Source organism: Bacillus timonensis, assembly GCF_000285535.1.
Classification (GTDB): domain Bacteria; phylum Bacillota; class Bacilli; order Bacillales; family Bacillaceae_L; genus Ferdinandcohnia; species Ferdinandcohnia timonensis.
Genome location: NZ_HE610986.1, coordinates 256,900 through 275,245, shown reverse-complemented (window position 1 = coordinate 275,245; position 18,346 = coordinate 256,900). Strand labels below are relative to the sequence as shown.

Genomic DNA, 18,346 nt, shown 5'->3' with positions numbered 1-18,346 from the left:
TTTGTTAGGAGCTATTTTTTTAGGGGCAGGATTGAATGGGTATGCTGTGTTATTTGGTTTTGATCCGTTTGCTCCAACTAGTCCAGCAGCAATGCAATTTTTAGGAGATGGCTATTTATTAGCAATGGAAAAAGGTGTTGAAATCATTGGAGGAATCCTCTTAATCATTCGTAGGTATGTCCCATTGACCTTAGTCGTTTTAGCGGGTTTAATTGTCAATATTTTAGCATTTCATATTTTTGTAGATTCAGAGCTATTACCCTTGGCCATTTTAATAACAATTTTCGAAGGAATTTTAACTTGGCACTATCGTGATAACTTTAAAGGCCTATTAGAAAGAACCCCCAAAAAATAACCCCTTTTGTGGGACCGGGGGGACGGTTCTCCTGGTACCGGATTACTAAATATTCACAAAAGTGGAAAATAAGGGAACCGCAAGAACCGTCCCCATGGCCCCCATGGTTCACTCCACCCCTGGTGCCATGCCTTTCTAAGTCTGGAGGCGTATTTTTGTGAAATGTTGAAACCATTGTTGTTTTGGTATCGTATATAGTGGTGTAAAGGGGAGATGTAGAGTGAATACGGATAAATTGATTGCAGCGTTGTGTTACTTCAGTATTTTCTTTGCGGGGTTTATTTTACCAGTCGTTGTTTATATTCTTGTACAAAATCCGGCAGTTAAAAGGCATGCATTGCATGCGTTGATTTCACATATTATACCGGCAGCAACAATCGTTTTTATCATCATTCCGTTTTCTTTTTTGGTCGGTGGAGGTATTTGCAGTAGCCATGGTGCTAGTGTTTATCCTGTTAGCGATCATTAATATCGGAATCGTGATTTGGAACATTGTAAAAGGAATTCAAGTATTAGCCCACGATGAATTTTAAAGGAGGAATTACATTATGAAAGAAGAGCAAAAACGAATTTTAAAGATGGTAGAAGAAGGGAAGTTGACAGCAGAGGAGGCCATTATTCTGATTGAAAAACTTTATTCCGGAGAAGAAAGTACGGCTCAAGACACAGCACAGCAAATTAAAACAGAACTGTCGACTCAAGTCCAGTACGAGCAATCAAAGCAACATCAGCAACACACATATGAAAGCAAAGGCTCAGCGAAGCATAAATTTATGGACTTTATTGATACAGCATTGAAAAAAATTAAGGACCTTGACCTCGACTTTAATTTTGGTAATGCCGTTGAGGTAAAACATATTTTTCAACACAAGGACGTAAACATTACCAAGCTAGACCTTGACGTCTCAAACGGAAGTGTAACGATTATTCCATGGGAAGAGCAAGATGTTCGCGTAGAATGCGAAGCAAAAGTATACAATATCGAAAACCAAGAACGTGCACGTAACGTATTTTTAGAGGATGTATTGTTCTCAATCGAAAATGGTACGCTTCGACTTTCAATCCAGAAAAAACAAATGAAGGTCCATGCGAAACTCTACGTCCCTCAGGAAAACTATGAAAGCATTAAAGCCCGTATGTTTAATGGACCAATTTCTGGGGAAAATTTACGAGTGAAGGAATTCCGCGCGAAAACGGCGAACGGAGCCATTACAATCTCGAATTTTGATACAGATTCTGTAGAAATTGAAACTGCGAATGGCCATATTAAAGCAAATCAAATTACTAGCAAAGACTTTGAAGCCGAAACGATTAATGGTACAGTTACAGTAACGGGTCTATTTGAAAAAGTAGATTTGCAAAGCTTTAATGGAAATATCACCTGTGACCTTCAGGGCGATATCTGCCACACTGCATATGTAAAAACAACTACTGGTAGTATTGATATGTTCATCGCAAAAGACTATCAAGTTGATGGAGAATTAAAATCAAATCTCGGTAGTTTCAAGTCAGAGCTTCCGATGATGTCAATCATTGAAGAGAAAAACGAGGTTGTTCAGAAATCGCTTCGCTTTAAGGCAAATGAAGATAATGCCCAAAAGCTTCATCTTTTTGCCGAAACGAAAACAGGTTCTATTAATATAAAACCACTTTGAGGTGTTCACTATGAAAAAGAAATTATACCGTTCCACCCGCAATAGGATGCTTGGAGGGGTGCTTGGTGGCCTAGCGGATTACACTGGAATTGATGCATCTCTTTTGCGTATTCTTGCGGTAGTTGGATTCATTTTAGGAGTCGGTTCACTAGGTCTCATTTACCTCATTTGGCTATTTATTGTCCCAAATGAAGGAGATGTCTATAAATAATGAAATGGCTCGCTAGCATAATAGTTAATAGTATCGTACTAATGGTTGTCGCCGGCTATGTCGATACCTTTCATCTTGAAGGCATTGGCGCAGCAGTAATGGCAAGTGTCGTTCTGTCGATTTTAAACATCATCGTAAAGCCAATTCTCATTCTCTTAACCTTGCCTGTAACAGTTCTATCATTAGGTTTGTTTTTATTCGTCATCAATGCCATCACCTTAATGTTGACACAATCGATAATGGGTGACTCATTCGTCATTGAAGGCTTTGGTACGGCATTACTGGCCGCCATTATTATTTCAATTCTAAACCTACTCATTCAAAAAGTAATCATTGAACCACTTCAAGAGAAAAAGAAATAATTGTGAATGCCTATCAAATTTGATAGGCATTTTCACGTATTTATGGAAAAAAGTAAAACATTTTTAATAAACCAATCACGATGTGTAAATGGCTGCACTTGATAAAAAAACATAACCTTCTATTAATTCCTAGATTCCTCATCTTTTATTTCATCTTTAATATACACTACTGACTGTTGTTTCTTTTCATTAACAGTTAAATTAAAAACATCATTTCTTGTATAATGACCTATTACATCAAAATCATAGCGGCTCTTTGTAAGTTGTGATAAATCAAGTTCTGAGATTAAAATTTTCTCTTCACCCAATAAAGGCTGTTCTATAAAACTACCAAATGGACTAACTATACAGCTTCCTCCTCTACATAATTCATCCTCTAGATCTAAAAAGAATGGGCGATTCCTAATGTCTTCAGGATAATCACTTTTAGTCGTATATTGATTACAGGACAGTACAAAACAACGTCCCTCAAGAGCAATATGCTGCATGGAAGCAAACCAACCGTCTCGTGCATCAGCTGTTGGAGCTAAATATAAATCAACACCTTTTCCATACATTGCTGCTCGTGCAAGTGGCATATAATTTTCCCAACAAATTAATACTCCTATACGTCCAAACGGTGTTTCAACTACAGGTAGTGTACTACCGTCTCCTTCTGCCCAAACTAATCGTTCAGATCCAGTTGGTTTTAGTTTCCGATGTTTAGCTAAAATTTTTCCATCTGGGCCAAAAATAACTGCTGTACAATATAAACTAGCACCTCGGAAATTCTTTTCTTTTTCAATCACCCCTATTACTACATAAGCTCCAGCTTTTTTTACTGCTTCTGAGATTTGCTCTGTTTCTCTTCCAGGGATTTCAATTGCACTATCTGCATATCTAAAAAAGTCTTCTCGGCCGCTATCTGTTCTTATACCCACATAAGTATCAAAATGTAGCCCGCGTGGGTAACCACCAACAAAAGCCTCTGGGAATAAAATTAAATCTACTTGTTTGTTACCTGCTTCTTCAATAAGTTCGATAGTTTTTGTAACTGTAGCCTCTGTATCAAATAATTTTGCACCTGCTTGAACGACAGCGACCTTACAATTTTGCTTCATTTCCATGTGTAATTCCTTCCTTGTATATATTTATTTGTTCACTTTGTGTTTTTTTACCATATAATACTTCGATTAATTCATCATGTATTGCATCCTTTTCGGCTTGATGTGCATCTTTCGTAACCATACTACCCACAAAGAACGTGATTAGGCCAAGTATGAATCCTGCTGTTGCCGCACCAACAGGAAGGGAAATTGAGAATATCGTAATAGTTGCCAAAGTTGCCTCTCCTACGATGATAGAAGCAATTGCAGCTACTCTTGTACCTTTTCTCCATAATAAAGCTCCGAAGGCTGCAGGTACCAATTGCAATACAATACCATAACCTAAAGCTGCAATTGGAATGAGGAAACCTTGTGCAATTGGTAGAAACGCAATAAACATTGTAAATATTGTCATAATTAATATAGTAATTTTGGCTACCTTTGTGGCTTCCTCATTTGATAGATTTTTTGCAAAAAAGCGTATATATATATCATTTACTAATAAACTTGCTGACGACAAAAGAGCACTATTAATGGTTGAAATACCAGCTGCAATTATGGCAGCTACAATGATTGCTCCAAAAATAGCGGGATAACCCGAAAAGAAAAGTGGGATAATACGGTCACTATTTTCTGCGGTCAATCCTGGTACAAGGCCCGGGTAATGAGCTAAGATTCCAATAAATAATGCACCAAGGGCCATTAACCACGAGTTCCAAAAGGGTGTAATAATTGACGTTTTTGCTAATATTAATGGTGACTTAGCAGAGTAAAATTTTTGCCACATGTGAGGCATAATCCAAAATCCAAAAGCTAGTCCTAGTGCTGTTTCCAATACACCCCAAAAGTTTCCTTTATTGGTTAAGACTTTAGGGGCTATTTCAGCGATATTTTTAAAGGCATTGAAGCCACCAGCCTTAAATAAAAATGTGAGAGTTACAAATAATAGTACAAATCCAAAAAAGAAACCCATGAAAGTATCTCCCCAAGCAGCACCTCTTCCACCACTTAAGAAAACAATAATTCCAACAAATAATCCCATAATTAATACGCCAACCCAATATGGGATAGCCTCAGCTGTTAAACTATTTAATGACTGGGCGCCACCCGTAATCTGAATTAACATATATGGAACTAAGCCAATAATACCAACAACCGCAAATAATAATTTTAGTCCTGGACTTTTATAGTATTTCTCCATCATGTCACCAGGAGTTATATATTTATGTTTCTGACCGAAATACCAAATTCTTGCTCCAAAAATCCATATAAAAAGTGCATGTAATACTGCCCATGCAGCAAATGCAACAAACCACACGCCATCTCGGTAATGTTGGCCGATAGATCCTAATAATGTCCATGTACTAAAATAACTCGCACCTGTAGTCATTGTCATGACAATTGTCCCTAAACCACGGCCTGCCAAATAAAAATCATTTGGAGTAGCAACATTCGACCTAGATGCATAGTTACTGATAATTAGTAATATCCCTAAAAAAATTGCTAAGATAATTATTGTAACTAAGGCTTGACTCATTTAATCCCTCTCCTCTAATATCCTTTTTTCCATCCGAAGAGCAAATGGTTTAAACACTTTAAAATAAATAACAAAAATAATGATAGTATTAATGACATTAATGATCAGAGTAAATGCTAAAGGTTCAGGTAATAACCCCCAAAAATTCAAATCATTAAATAAACCTATATTTGGCAAAAATGTTGCCGCATACAAAATAAAAAATACCCCTAATAAAATACCGTTTGTTTTTCTCATAAATCTCCCTCCTTGTTTACATATTAAGAAAGTTTGGACTATTATGTATATAGCATATTTTTCATAACAATATTCCACAAGGGAATAGTTAGGAGGTAGCAAAATGGATAATATTACAATAGAGGAATTGAAAATTCTAAAAAGAGTTATGGAAACGAATAATATTACACAAACAGCTACTGAGTTATATATCAATCAATCGACTATAAGTAAAATGATTAAGAGAGTTGAAAATCAAAATAATATCCAGATATTTAATAGAAAAAGAGGGTTTTCTCTAACAAATGAGGGAGAAATATTCTATTCCTACATTATGGATCTTTTAAAAACATGGAAATCTCTTGAACATCATATTTCAGAACAAAATACTAACTATATCTCTAAAATACATATTGGATTACCACCTATTATTGGCTCATTTTTGTTTCCAAAAATTATTACTTCATTTATTGATACCTATCCATTTATTGAAAATATCATATATGAAAGTGGAGGATTAAAAATAGAAGAAGACTTACTAAAGGGAGATATCGATGTTGGTTTTGCGGTACTTCCAACTAAAAATTCATCGTTAAAATCGCATATCATTTATCAAGATGTATTTGTCATTTGTGTAAGTGAAAAGCATGTTCTAGCTAAATACGATGAAATAGATTTTGTAGATTTAAAAAATGAGCGATTTATTTGTTTTAGTAATGATTTTATGATTCATCAATATTTTTTAAAAATGTGTGAAATAAGTGCTTTTGAACCAAATATCATATTAAACAGCTCACAGTGGGATTTAATTATAGAACTTGTTGGAGTAAATTTTGGAATCTCTATCATCCCTAGAATCTTAATCTCAAAGTTCGAGGGGAAAAATATCAAGGAAATAAAAATTAGCAAACCAAAACTTCCGTGGGAAATCGGTATTATATATAGTGATGCAAACTATTTATCGATTGCCGCCAAAAACTTCATTGAAATCGCTAAGAAAACCTATTACCCTTTAATATAAATTTAAATTTAACTAAGTTATTAAACCTAAATAAATTGAATATATTAATCCCGTTCAGGTTCTAAGCTAACACCAAGCTTTTAATAAAATGCTCAATCTTAATTATTAATCTACTAAAGGAGCCAAAAAATGTTTCCAATACTAGAAACGGAGAGACTTGGATTAAGAGAAATCGTACATAGCGATGCTCAAGGGATATATAGCTGTTTTTCAAACAAAGATGTCACACGCTATTATGGGCAGGATCCTATCACTGAAATCGAACAAGCTGAGCAGTTTGTTGAGTTCTTTGCAAAAAATTATAGAGAAAAACGTGGTATCAGGTGGGCAATTGAAATAAAAGAGGAAGATGGGCTCATTGGAACGATTGGTTTTAATGCTTGGTCACCAAAGCATAAGCGCGCAGAGATTGGCTATGAGCTTCATCCCGAACACTGGCGAAAAGGCTTCGCGACCGAGGCAATTCAAAAAGTCGTCTCATACGGATTTAATGAACTTGGGTTAGCCCGCATTGGTGCGATTGTTTTTCTCGAGAATGAAGCATCCAATGATTTACTATCAAAGCTTGGTTTTGAAAAAGAAGGCATCTTAAGAAATTATATGTACCAAAATGGCGCCTCATATGATACGAATGTTTACTCGTTATTGAAATAATGGTACTCAAAGACATTCTCTTGTGGGAATGTCTTTTTACAATTTAAATCAGAAAAGTTTTGGCGTTACACAGAAAAATGCTAAAATAGGAGAATGAGTTTAAATAATTAGAATAGTAAACGGTGTATTCTAAGATAAACCGGGTATTTTTAATAAGTTACAGTAAGTAGATCAACCATAAACTACATGAATGACAATCAAGGAGGAACGGATGTGGCAAAAGTTAGCACAAAGGATTTAATAGAGAAATTTAAATTTGAGTTGGTTAGTGGGGAAGAGGGAATCAATCGTCCAATTACCACGAGTGATATATCTAGACCAGGTATTGAATTAGCTGGATTTTTTGATTACTACCCAGCAGAACGCATTCAGCTTCTAGGAAAAACGGAACTTACCTTTTTTGACAAATTGTCACGTGACGAAAAAATGTATCGCATGGAGAAGCTTTGTACTGATATCACACCAGTGATTATTATTTCTCGTGGTATGGATGTACCTCCAGAGCTGATTGAGGCTTCCGAACGCGAATCCGTTCCCGTGATTAAGTCACCTAGTAAAACAACAAGACTATCGAGTCGAATTACAAACTTTTTAGAAAGCAAGCTTGCACCAACAACTGCAGTACATGGTGTTCTTGTGGACATCTACGGTGTTGGAGTTCTCATCATTGGTAAAAGTGGTGTTGGTAAAAGTGAAACGGCGCTTGAGCTTGTAAAACGTGGTCACCGTCTTGTTGCCGATGACTGTGTAGAAATCAGACAGGAAGATGAGGACACGCTTGTTGGAAGTGCACCTGAATTAATTGAGCATCTTCTTGAAATCCGCGGTCTCGGAATCATCAACGTAATGACCCTATTTGGTGCAGGAGCAATCCGTAATTTTAAACGAATTACGTTAGTTATCAACCTTGAACTTTGGGATCAAACAAAACAATATGATCGACTCGGGCTTGAAGAAGATAAAATGAAAATCATTGATACTGAATTAACGAAATACACCGTTCCGGTTCGACCAGGGCGAAACCTTGCCGTTATCATTGAAGTGGCTGCAATGAATTACCGTTTAAAACGAATGGGCGTAAACGCAGCTGAAGACTTTACAAAGCGCCTCTCAAATGCGATTGAATATGGAGAACATGAAGATATTTAATAGACGACATTTGATAAATATAGGAAAAGGGAGTTGAGAAAGTGGACCGAAACATACAACCATTAGACCCAACATTTTTAGAACTAGGCGCATTGCGTATTCAATGGTATGGACTTATTATTGGGCTTGGAACAATGCTTGCCCTTTATCTTGCCATCAAGGAATCAGAACGCAGAGGACTGCATAAGGATACATTTATGGACCTCATGTTATTTGCAGTGCCAATTGCTATCATCTGTGCGCGAATTTATTACGTGATTTTTAAATGGGATTATTACTCTCAAAACCCTTCAAAAATCATTGCGATTTGGGAGGGTGGAATTGCGATTCACGGTGCCTTAATTGGAGCCGTTGTGACAACAATCATTTTTGCAAAAGTAAAAGGTTTGTCCTTCTGGAAAATTGCTGATATTGCAGCGCCAAGTATTATTTTAGGTCAAGCGATTGGTCGTTGGGGAAATTTTATGAACCAAGAAGCACATGGCGGCCCGATTGCTGAAGAAAATATCCAAACTTTTTATAATGTTTTACCAGATTTCATTATGGACCAAATGTATATTAATGGTGTGTACTATCACCCAACTTTTTTATATGAATCCATCTGGAGTTTAGTTGGTTTTGTGATTTTATTAATGTTACGAAAAGTAAATTTAAAACGCGGGGAAATGTTTCTTACGTATGTCATCTGGTACTCAATTGGACGCTTTTTTGTCGAAGGCTTACGTACAGATAGCTTAATGCTTGGGGATTTACGAATGGCACAAGTGATATCAATTGCCCTTATTGTAGGTGCCATTATTCTACTTATATTTAGAAGGGTAAAAGGGTATTCAAACGAGAGATATTTAGAACAATAATCGAAAAAGGGAGAGGGGAAACTTGCTAAAAACGATCAAGAGAGGATTCATAGTAGGATTAAAGACTACTTGGACATTAGGAAAAGTAATTTTTCCTGTAACCCTGCTGGTCACATTGCTTCAGCATACACCTGTACTTGATTGGGTGATAAAATGGATTGCCCCAATTATGGGCTGGTTTGGTTTATCGGGTGATGCTGCGATTCCATTAGTATTAGGGAACTTCTTGAACCTTTATGCAGGAATTGGCGCCATCCTTACACTTGATTTAACTGTAAAAGAAGTGTTTATTTTAGCTGTCATGCTATCATTCTCACATAATATGATTATCGAATCTACGGTGGCAGCAAAAGTAGGAATGAAGATTTGGATCATCGTGTTAGTGAGACTTGGACTTGCGTTTATCTCTGCCTTTATTATCAATCTAGTTTGGAATGGTGGTAGTGAACTAGCGAAATATGGATTTGTTTCAGGCACAGAGGAACAAATTTCAGGTTGGGGTAACATCGTATTAAATGGTATTGAAAAAGCATCATTAGGGATATTACAATTAGCAATCATTGTTATCCCACTTATGATTGCCATTCAAATTTTAAAAGATTTAAAATGGTTGGATATATTTTCTAGATGGATGGCTCCGGTCACAAAAGCATTAGGTATGAAAGAAAATACATCAACAACCTTGGCATCAGGTATTTTGTTCGGTCTTGCGCTAGGAGCAGGTGTAATGATTCAGGCTGTAAAAGAGGATAATGTAAGTAAGAAGGATGTAACACTGGCGTTAATTTTCTTAGTGTCGTGTCATGCGGTTGTTGAGGATACGCTAATCTTCATCCCATTAGGAATCCCAGTTTTACCTCTTCTGTTAATACGTTTATTTACAGCTACCATTTTAACGATGGTGATCGCATTTGTCTGGAACCGAGTCGAGCAAAATAATAGAAAGGAACCTATTTATGGCAATTAAAACACTTTTATTCGATTTAGATGGAACTTTAATTGATACGAACGAACTCATCTTACAATCCTTTTTACACACTTTTAAAACATACTTTCCAGATCGTCATTTCACGCGGGAGGAAATTCTGCCATTCAATGGTCCAACGTTACACGAATCATTTTCTTCAGTAGATCCAGACCGTGCAGAGGAAATGATTGTGGAATACCGAAAATTCAACCATGAAAAACATGATGAATTAGTAACCGAGTTTCCAGGTGTGTTTGACACCATTAAGACACTTAAGGAAAAAGGCTATAAAATTGGTGTTGTTACAACAAAATTGAGAAATACAGTAAATATGGGATTAAAACTAACAAAGCTGGATCAATTTTTTGACGTCGTGGTAACCTTGGATGATGTGAAAAATCCAAAGCCAGACCCAGAACCTGTTCTGCTTGCATTGCGTCTATTGGAATCTACTCCTGAAGAAACCATTATGATTGGCGATAATTATCAGGACATAGTAGCTGGTAAAAATGCCGGCACAAAGACTGCAGGAGTTGCTTGGTCTCATAAAGGAAAAGACTTCTTACTGGAATACAAGCCTGATTTTATGCTCGAAAACATGAGTGACTTATTAGATATTGTTAAAGGATGAAAAAAGTGAAACGACGAACCACACGATATTATGTTTCAGGTGCAAATTCGCTTTGGCAAATCTATAAAACCGTATCCTTTTGGAAGGTAGTAAAAAACTTTATCATTATTCAAATTGCTCGGTATACGCCATTTTTAGGAATGAAAAATTGGCTATATCGCACCTTTTTAAAAATGAAGGTTGGGGAAAAAACAGCATTTGCACTCATGGTAGTGCCAGACATTATGTTCCCGGAAAAAATCAGTGTTGGGAGCAACACAGTAATTGGTTTCAATACAACAATCTTAGCTCATGAATATTTGATTAAAGAATACAGACTTGGCGATGTTAAAATTGGTAGCGAGGTTATGATTGGTGCCAATTCAACGATATTACCAGGTGTGGAAATCGGGGATGGTGCCATTGTGTCAGCCGGGACACTGGTCCATAGAGACGTCCCTGCCGGTAGCTTTGTCGGCGGGAACCCGATGCAAGTGATTTATACAAAAGAACAACGTGAGAAACGGGAATCTGACCATTGATTTGGTTTGGTTCCTTTTTTTGTTGCAAACCTTGCATCTTCTCCAGAATCATTCTTCTTCCCCTTTCTCTCCTAGGCAAATTCAATTTCCAACATCTGTCTCCTTTCTTCCTCTCTTGCTTACAAATTCGTAGCTTTTTTATCCACACTGCCCACAACATCCACGCCGCATTCACTCTTTTATCCACAGCATCCACATTATCCACAAATGCCCCATTATCTCCAACAAACAAATCAGTAGCTAAATTCTGACTTTTTCATTGACGTATGTGAAGGTTAGGTGTAATATATACTTTATCTTGGTAGTATATTAGCGAACTAAAGTAAAAATATTTCAAGACAAATATGAGAAAAATAAGCTTATACAAACTTTGGTGGTGACGAAAATCGTGTTTATGTTTGAAAAACCGTTAGGGATGAGAGATACATTGCCTGCTTTATATGAAGCAAAGAAGAAAATTCGCGATGCAATGTCAACTCAAATTGAAAGTTGGGGCTATCAATTTATTGAAACTCCAACCCTTGAATACTATGAAACAATCGGTGAGGCATCAGCGATCCTTGACCGTCAATTATTTAAATTATTGGATTCACAGGGTCACACACTTGTGCTAAGACCTGATATGACTGCTCCCATTGCTCGCGTTGCAGCGTCTCGTTTATATAAGGGAGAATACCCACTGCGCATCGCGTATTCTGCAAATGTGTTCCGTGCTCAACAACATGAAGGTGGAAGACCTGCTGAATTTGAGCAAATTGGAATTGAGTTTATCGGGGATGCAACAACAAGTGCTGACGCAGAGGTTATATCCTTAATGATTGCTTCCCTTAAACAAGTTGGTTTAACCAATTTTACGGTGCCAATTGGACATATTGGGTATGTAAAGGCACTGTTTATGGAAATTGTCGGAAATGAAGCAAGAGCCGATGTTTTGCAACGTTATTTATATGAAAAAAATTATGTTGGCTACAGAGAGCATGTCAAAAGCTTGCCACTCTCTTCGATTGATAAACAGCGTTTATTATCTCTTTTACAATTAAGAGGAAATGAAGCAAAGATAGCAAAAGCAAAAGAATTAGTTGAATGTGAGGAAGGAAAAAAGGCAGCCGAAGAGCTTGAAATGCTGTGGAAAAAGTTAGAGACATTCGGTGTAACAGAGCATATTAAGATTGACTTCAATCTCGTTAGCCATATGAGCTACTACACAGGTATTCTTTTTGAAATTTACGCAGAAAATGTCGGCTTTTTAGTTGGAAACGGAGGCCGCTACGATCATTTATTTGAAAAGTTCGAGCGCCCTGCACCAGCAACAGGTTTTGGCATTCGGATTGACCGACTTCTTGAAGCCCTTGATTTACCTCAAGAAGAGCCTGAAATCCATTGTGTGATTTTTAGTTCTGAACAACGGGAAGACGCAATTCGTTTTGCAATGAGTAAACGGGAACAGGGTGAGCGAGTCATCCTTCAAGATATCGCCGGAATTAAGGATGTGGATGCATGCACCAGTGCTTTTGCAAAAAACACCTTTTTCTTAGGAAACACAAGGAAGGAGGAAGCGTAAATGAACGACAAATTAACAATTGCGATGCCAAAGGGACGAATCTTTGAAGAGGCTGCAAAGCTTTTAAAAGATGCGGGTTACAATCTTCCTCCCGAATTTGAAGATTCAAGAAAACTGATTATTGACGTTCCTGAAGAGCCATTTCGTTTCATGCTCGCAAAGCCAATGGATGTGACTACATATGTAGAACATGGCGTGGCGGACCTTGGGATTGCTGGAAAAGACGTAATGCTTGAGGAAGAGCGCGACGTCTATGAGGTGCTGGATTTGCAAATCAGTAAATGCTATCTTGCAGTTGCTGGTTTACCAGATGTGAAAATTAAAGGTGTTGCGCCTAAAATAGCAACAAAATATCCAAACGTTGCATCAAGCTATTTTCGTGAAAATGGGGAACAGGTTGAAATTATTAAATTGAACGGCTCCATCGAGCTTGCCCCATTAATTGGATTAGCTGATCGAATTGTGGACATCGTTTCAACCGGACGCACTTTAAAGGAAAATGGGTTAGTTGAACTTGAGCATATTGCAGACATCACTTCTCGTCTCATCGTAAATCCTGTAAGTTATCGTTTAAAGGATCAGCAAATCGATGAAATCGTAGAACGATTATCTAAAGTTGTATCCCAGTAGAAAGGACCGACACATCATGAAAATAGAACGTGTAACCAATACTGTTTCATTGAAACGGACAATTGATAGTGGGACAGAAGAACAACGAAAAGCAGTCTTAGAGATACTCACAAACGTACAAAAGGAAGGGGATAACGCCCTTCGTTATTACACTGAAAAATTTGATGGGGTTTTGCTTGATAACATAAAAGTTACCGAGTCAGATATCAAAGAAGCTTATCAAAAATTAGAAGATAATCTTGTTCCAATTATCAAAGAAGCGGCTGAAAATATTCGAGATTACCATAGTCGGCAGGTAAAGCAATCATGGATGACATTGAAGGACAATGGTACCATTCTTGGTCAAAAAATTACTCCACTTGATGCAGTTGGTGTTTATGTACCAGGTGGAAAAGCAGCTTATCCATCTTCCGTCTTAATGAATGTCATACCTGCACAGGTAGCAGGTGTTGAGCGAATTGTCATGGTATCGCCGCCTGGAAGAGACGGTACAATTCCAGCGGGTGTATTAGTCGCAGCTGATATCCTCGGTGTAGAAGAAATTTATAAGGTTGGCGGTGCCCAAGCAGTTGGGGCATTAGCATTTGGAACGAAAACCATCAAGCCTGTTGATAAAATTGTCGGTCCAGGTAATATTTTTGTTGCATTAGCAAAACGCGAAGTCTACGGAAATGTGGATATCGACATGATTGCAGGACCAAGTGAAATCGTCGTGTTGGCAGATGATACAGCCTTACCAAATGAAGTTGCAGCAGATTTATTATCTCAGGCAGAGCATGACGAGCGGGCATCAAGCCTTCTCGTTACACCTTCAATGGAACTTGCCGAAGCGGTGTCTGTAGAGGTTGAAAAACAATTGGCTATTCTTCCACGTGAAGATATCGCGAGAGCATCTATTAATGACTTTGGTGCAATCTATGTTACGGGTGACCTAGAAGAAGCTATCAAAACGGTTAACGAGCTTGCACCCGAGCATCTTGAGATTGTGACGAAGGAACCGATGGAGCAGGTAGGAAAAATCAAGCATGCAGGGGCAATCTTTATTGGTCGATACAGTTCTGAGCCAGTTGGTGACTATTTTGCAGGTCCGAATCATGTCCTTCCGACTAACGGAACCGCACGCTTCTCAAGTCCACTAAGTGTGGATGATTTTGTGAAAAAATCAAGTATCATCTCATATAGCAAACAAGCAATTGAGGAAAATGGTCCGAAAATTGCAGCCTTCGCAAGACTGGAAGGGTTGGAGGCCCACGCAAGAGCAGTTGAGGAACGATTAAAATAGGTAGTTTAAAAAATCCGGTGAAAATGGCAAGTCAAGTGACTTAGCCTTTCATCTTCATTTGAACAATTATATTATAATTCACAAAATTCACATCTTACTGTGGATTATGTGGATAGCGTGGAAAATAATCCACAATTCTACAGTTAACAAAGAAATATTTACCTTTTTAGGTGTCGATAAGAATACTGATGGTAGGTGTAATTCATGACAAGACAAGCAAAAGTTGAACGTAAAACAAATGAAACAGATATAAAATTGGATTTTTCAGTTGATGGAGAAGGAATTTCTAAGTTAGATACAGGCGTCCCATTTATGAGTCATATGCTCGACCTTTTTACAAAGCACGGTCATTTTAACCTAACAGTTGATGCGAAAGGTGATACAGAAATTGATGATCACCACACAACTGAAGATATTGGAATTTGTTTAGGACAGGCATTGCGTGAAGCATTGGGCGATAAAAAAGGCATCAAGCGTTACGGTAATGCATTTGTCCCAATGGATGAAGCACTTGCACAGGTTGTTATTGACTTAGGAAATCGCCCTCATTTTGAATTGAAAGCTGATTTTCCAAGCTCCCGTGTTGGCACATTCGATACAGAACTCGTACACGAATTTTTATGGAAACTTGCATTAGAAGCAAGAATCAATCTCCATGTAATTGTTCATTACGGTCATAACACACATCACATGATCGAGGCTGTTTTTAAAGCGTTAGGTCGTGCATTAGATGAGGCAACAATGGTTGACCCACGAGTTAAGGGGGTCCCATCAACGAAAGGGATGTTGTAGATGATAGGAATAATCGATTATGGTATGGGGAATTTATATAGCGTTTCTAAAGCGCTCGAACGGATGAATTACGATTACTTTATTTCAAGTTCACCAGACGAACTCAGTAAAGCAGACGGGCTGATTTTACCCGGTGTTGGTTCTTTTAAAGACGCAATGGGGATTTTACATGAAAAAGGGTTAGTCAACTTTATTAAGGAATCGGTTGAAAATGGGATACCCATTTTAGGAATTTGTCTTGGAATGCAGCTTTTGTTTGAAGAAAGTGAAGAAAATGGTCTTACACAAGGCTTAGGATTTTTAAAAGGAAAAATAACAAGGATTCCTGGCATTACAGCAGATGGTGAAACGTATAAGGTGCCACATATGGGCTGGAACGACCTTGAACTTAAAAATCCATCTCCACTCTTAAAGAATATTGATGGTGGACATGTGTATTTTGTTCACTCTTATTATGCAGCAGCCAACAACGAAAATGTGATTGCGAGCAGTATCTATGATGTAGAAGTACCTGCTGTTGTGGGAAAAGGGAATGTATTTGGAACTCAGTTTCATCCGGAGAAAAGCAGTGCATTAGGATTACAAATTCTCCAAAATTATGCTGCAATCGTGGAAAAGAAGGTGACAATATGAGTAATTTTACCATTTACCCAGCAATCGATATGCGAGGCGGCAAATGTGTTCGATTGCTTCAAGGGGACTATAATAAAGAAACAGTCTATGGAGATTCTCCTTTTGACATGGCGAAAGCTTTCGCTAATGCTGGTGCTGAATGGATTCACATGGTGGATTTAGATGGAGCAAAAGCAGGCAAGCGTGTAAATGATCAATATGTGCTTGAGGTTGCGAAAAAGCTTACTGCAAAAGTTCAAATTGGGGGCGGCATTCGAACGGAAGATGATGTAGCCTACTATATTGAAAATGGTGTTGACCGAGTGATTTTAGGTAGTGCCGCGATATCGCACCCCGATTTTGTTAAGGATATGCTTGCAAAATACAAAGAAAAAATCGCGATTGGCATTGATGCAAAGGACGGTTATGTAGCAACAGAGGGTTGGTTAAATACTTCCTCTATAAAAGCAACAGACTTGGGTGTTGAGCTTGCAAATGCAGGTGCACAAACGTTTATCTTTACTGATATTGCGACAGACGGCATGCTGAGCGGTCCTAATATTGATGCAGTTGCAACCTTAGCCTCTGCTACTGGAAAACAAGTTATCGCATCAGGTGGGGTTAGCTCCATTGAAGATTTAAAAGAACTCAGCAAGCTTGCAAACCAAGGTGTTTCCGGTGCGATTGTTGGTAAAGCCATCTACACCAACCAGTTTACCGTACAAGAGGCGTTGGAAGAGGTGAAAGGCTGATGATCACAAAACGAATCATTCCATGTCTTGATGTAAAAGATGGTCGGGTTGTAAAAGGAATTCAATTTGTCGGGCTTCGTGATGCAGGCGATCCAGTAGAGCTCGCAAAATTCTATGATTCTGAAGGTGCCGATGAACTCGTATTCCTTGATATTTCAGCCTCTCATGAAGGTCGTAAAACAATGGTTGAGGTTGTGGAAAAGGTAGCAGCAGAGCTTGCAATTCCTTTCACAGTGGGAGGAGGAATAAATTCATTAGAAGATATGAAAAGAATCCTTCGTGCGGGTGCTGATAAGGTTTCCCTAAATACTGCAGCTGTTACAAATCCAGACTTAATTAAAGAAGGTGCGGACTTCTTTGGCTCGCAATGTATCGTTGTTGCCATTGATGCAAAATTTGACGATACCTTAGGTAGCTGGAGAGTATTTACGCATGGTGGTCGTAAAGCAACCGATTGGGAAGTTGTCGCGTGGGCCCAGGAAGCAGTCAAACTGGGTGCTGGTGAAATACTATTAACAAGCATGGACGATGATGGTAGCAAAGATGGCTTCAATCTTGAATTAACAAGACGAGTTAGTGAGGCTGTTACCGTACCTGTTATTGCTTCAGGTGGTGCCGGAAACGCCGAGCATTTTGTCCGTGCTTTCAATGAAGGTAAGGCAGATGCTGCTTTAGCGGCAAGTATTTTTCATTACAAAGAAACATCCGTAAAAGAAGTAAAAAACTTTTTAAAAGAGAAAGGGGTCAATGTCCGATGAACACACCAGACATTAAATTCGATGAAAAGGGACTTGCTCCAGCTATTGTTCAAGATGCTGTAAGCAAGGAGGTTTTAACACTTGCTTATATGAATGAGGAATCTCTACGCAAATCTATTGAAACACGTGAAACATGGTTTTATAGCCGCTCACGCCAGGAACTTTGGCACAAAGGTGAAACATCAGGTAATACACAAAGAATCGTTGATATGAAATATGATTGTGATAAGGACGCTATCCTTATTTTAGTTGAACCGGCAGGACCAGCTTGCCATACAGGCAGTTATTCTTGCTTTACCGAATCTGTTCTTGGGGAAGCAAAAGAAGGTACGAGCGACCGCTTTGCCATTCTAAATGAGCTTGAACAAGTCATTGCACAACGTGAAGCTGAAATGCCAGAAGGAGCTTACACTACATACCTATTTGATAAAGGGGTAGACAAGATCCTGAAAAAAGTGGGTGAAGAAGCTTCTGAAGTAATCATTGCAGCGAAAAATCGCAGCCACGAAGAGCTTAAATGGGAAGCAGCAGACCTCATTTACCACTTACTCGTCTTACTTCGAGAACAAAAGCTTCCGCTTGATGACGTTTTATCTGTTTTAGAAAAGAGAAGATAACAATATCCAGGGATGCTTATCCACATATAAGCATCCTTTTTCAATCCCTGGTATGACTAGAATGATGAATATTTATCCACGTTATCCACAGTATCCACAATCAAAGCACTATTATTGTGCA

General features: G+C 38.1%; 23 protein-coding genes. 20 read left to right on the top strand and 3 right to left on the bottom strand.

Annotated features, from left to right (window positions below; translation table 11 throughout):
- The 5 genes from BTHG_RS09895 to BTHG_RS09875 all read left to right on the top strand — a co-directional run.
- Window positions 1–355, top strand: a 355-nt coding sequence (locus tag BTHG_RS09895; RefSeq protein WP_083849080.1) for a hypothetical protein, incomplete at its 5' end; no start/stop codon positions are given.
- A 220-nt stretch (window positions 356–575) separates the two neighbouring features.
- Window positions 576–824 (top strand): DUF4870 domain-containing protein, encoded by a 249-nt coding sequence (locus BTHG_RS24640; protein ID WP_010676592.1) that lies wholly within the window; start codon window positions 576–578, stop codon window positions 822–824.
- Window positions 825–903: 79 nt separating this feature from the next.
- Window positions 904–2,010, top strand: coding sequence for a DUF4097 family beta strand repeat-containing protein (locus BTHG_RS09885; protein WP_010676591.1), 1,107 nt, complete (start codon window positions 904–906; stop codon window positions 2,008–2,010).
- Between the two features lie 10 nt (window positions 2,011–2,020).
- Window positions 2,021–2,221: a PspC domain-containing protein gene (locus tag BTHG_RS09880; RefSeq protein WP_010676590.1), complete on the top strand. Its 201-nt coding sequence runs from the start codon at window positions 2,021–2,023 to the stop codon at window positions 2,219–2,221.
- Window positions 2,218–2,583 (top strand): phage holin family protein, encoded by a 366-nt coding sequence (locus tag BTHG_RS09875; RefSeq protein WP_026021767.1) that lies wholly within the window; start codon window positions 2,218–2,220, stop codon window positions 2,581–2,583. Before BTHG_RS09880 ends, BTHG_RS09875 begins: the two co-directional genes overlap by 4 nt.
- A 122-nt stretch (window positions 2,584–2,705) precedes the next feature.
- Here BTHG_RS09875 and BTHG_RS09870 read toward each other — a convergent pair whose 3' ends face one another.
- Genes BTHG_RS09870 through BTHG_RS09860 form a run of 3 tightly spaced genes read right to left on the bottom strand, consistent with a single transcriptional unit; the run spans window position 2,706 to window position 5,442 of the window.
- On the bottom strand, window positions 2,706–3,689 hold the full coding sequence (locus BTHG_RS09870; protein ID WP_010676588.1) for a carbon-nitrogen hydrolase family protein: 984 nt from the start codon (window positions 3,687–3,689) through the stop codon (window positions 2,706–2,708).
- Window positions 3,667–5,205, bottom strand: a complete 1,539-nt coding sequence (locus tag BTHG_RS09865) for a sodium:solute symporter family protein (protein ID WP_010676587.1) — start codon at window positions 5,203–5,205, stop codon at window positions 3,667–3,669. The genes BTHG_RS09870 and BTHG_RS09865 overlap by 23 nt, the downstream gene beginning before the upstream one ends.
- Entirely contained in the window at window positions 5,206–5,442 is a 237-nt protein-coding gene (locus BTHG_RS09860) for a hypothetical protein (protein WP_010676586.1), read from the bottom strand. It abuts the gene before it with no gap.
- Between the two features lie 103 nt (window positions 5,443–5,545).
- Here BTHG_RS09860 and BTHG_RS09855 point away from each other — a divergent pair, with 103 nt between their 5' ends.
- The 15 genes from BTHG_RS09855 (at window position 5,546) to hisIE (ending at window position 18,225) form a co-directional block, all read left to right on the top strand.
- Window positions 5,546–6,442 carry a LysR family transcriptional regulator gene (locus tag BTHG_RS09855; RefSeq protein WP_010676585.1) on the top strand — a complete coding sequence of 299 codons (897 nt, stop codon included), beginning with the start codon at window positions 5,546–5,548 and terminating at the stop codon, window positions 6,440–6,442.
- A gap of 129 nt (window positions 6,443–6,571) precedes the next feature.
- Entirely contained in the window at window positions 6,572–7,096 is a 525-nt protein-coding gene (locus BTHG_RS09850; protein ID WP_010676584.1) for a GNAT family N-acetyltransferase, read from the top strand.
- A gap of 213 nt (window positions 7,097–7,309) precedes the next feature.
- Complete coding sequence (hprK, locus tag BTHG_RS09845; protein WP_010676583.1) at window positions 7,310–8,245, top strand: HPr(Ser) kinase/phosphatase; 936 nt, start codon at window positions 7,310–7,312, stop codon at window positions 8,243–8,245.
- A gap of 41 nt (window positions 8,246–8,286) precedes the next feature.
- Window positions 8,287–9,102, top strand: a complete 816-nt coding sequence (lgt, locus tag BTHG_RS09840; RefSeq protein WP_010676582.1) for a prolipoprotein diacylglyceryl transferase — start codon at window positions 8,287–8,289, stop codon at window positions 9,100–9,102.
- A gap of 22 nt (window positions 9,103–9,124) precedes the next feature.
- Window positions 9,125–10,069, top strand: coding sequence for a nucleoside recognition domain-containing protein (locus tag BTHG_RS09835; RefSeq protein WP_010676581.1), 945 nt, complete (start codon window positions 9,125–9,127; stop codon window positions 10,067–10,069).
- Window positions 10,059–10,700 carry a pyrophosphatase PpaX gene (ppaX, locus tag BTHG_RS09830; RefSeq protein WP_010676580.1) on the top strand — a complete coding sequence of 214 codons (642 nt, stop codon included), beginning with the start codon at window positions 10,059–10,061 and terminating at the stop codon, window positions 10,698–10,700. Before BTHG_RS09835 ends, ppaX begins: the two co-directional genes overlap by 11 nt.
- A 5-nt stretch (window positions 10,701–10,705) precedes the next feature.
- Entirely contained in the window at window positions 10,706–11,221 is a 516-nt protein-coding gene (locus BTHG_RS09825; RefSeq protein ID WP_010676579.1) for an acyltransferase, read from the top strand.
- A gap of 376 nt (window positions 11,222–11,597) precedes the next feature.
- Complete coding sequence (locus BTHG_RS09820) at window positions 11,598–12,782, top strand: ATP phosphoribosyltransferase regulatory subunit (protein ID WP_026021766.1); 1,185 nt, start codon at window positions 11,598–11,600, stop codon at window positions 12,780–12,782.
- Window positions 12,783–13,412: an ATP phosphoribosyltransferase gene (gene hisG / locus BTHG_RS09815; RefSeq protein ID WP_010676577.1), complete on the top strand. Its 630-nt coding sequence runs from the start codon at window positions 12,783–12,785 to the stop codon at window positions 13,410–13,412.
- A 16-nt stretch (window positions 13,413–13,428) separates the two neighbouring features.
- Complete coding sequence (gene hisD, locus BTHG_RS09810; RefSeq protein ID WP_010676576.1) at window positions 13,429–14,694, top strand: histidinol dehydrogenase; 1,266 nt, start codon at window positions 13,429–13,431, stop codon at window positions 14,692–14,694.
- A gap of 204 nt (window positions 14,695–14,898) precedes the next feature.
- Window positions 14,899–15,486 carry an imidazoleglycerol-phosphate dehydratase HisB gene (gene hisB, locus BTHG_RS09805; protein ID WP_010676575.1) on the top strand — a complete coding sequence of 196 codons (588 nt, stop codon included), beginning with the start codon at window positions 14,899–14,901 and terminating at the stop codon, window positions 15,484–15,486.
- Window positions 15,487–16,119 (top strand): imidazole glycerol phosphate synthase subunit HisH, encoded by a 633-nt coding sequence (hisH, locus tag BTHG_RS09800; RefSeq protein ID WP_010676574.1) that lies wholly within the window; start codon window positions 15,487–15,489, stop codon window positions 16,117–16,119.
- Window positions 16,116–16,850: a 1-(5-phosphoribosyl)-5-[(5-phosphoribosylamino)methylideneamino]imidazole-4-carboxamide isomerase gene (hisA, locus tag BTHG_RS09795; protein ID WP_010676573.1), complete on the top strand. Its 735-nt coding sequence runs from the start codon at window positions 16,116–16,118 to the stop codon at window positions 16,848–16,850. The genes hisH and hisA overlap by 4 nt, the downstream gene beginning before the upstream one ends.
- Window positions 16,850–17,608: an imidazole glycerol phosphate synthase subunit HisF gene (gene hisF / locus BTHG_RS09790; RefSeq protein WP_010676572.1), complete on the top strand. Its 759-nt coding sequence runs from the start codon at window positions 16,850–16,852 to the stop codon at window positions 17,606–17,608. Before hisA ends, hisF begins: the two co-directional genes overlap by 1 nt.
- Window positions 17,605–18,225: a bifunctional phosphoribosyl-AMP cyclohydrolase/phosphoribosyl-ATP diphosphatase HisIE gene (gene hisIE, locus BTHG_RS09785; protein ID WP_010676571.1), complete on the top strand. Its 621-nt coding sequence runs from the start codon at window positions 17,605–17,607 to the stop codon at window positions 18,223–18,225. Before hisF ends, hisIE begins: the two co-directional genes overlap by 4 nt.
- The last annotated feature ends 121 nt before the right edge of the window (window positions 18,226–18,346 follow it).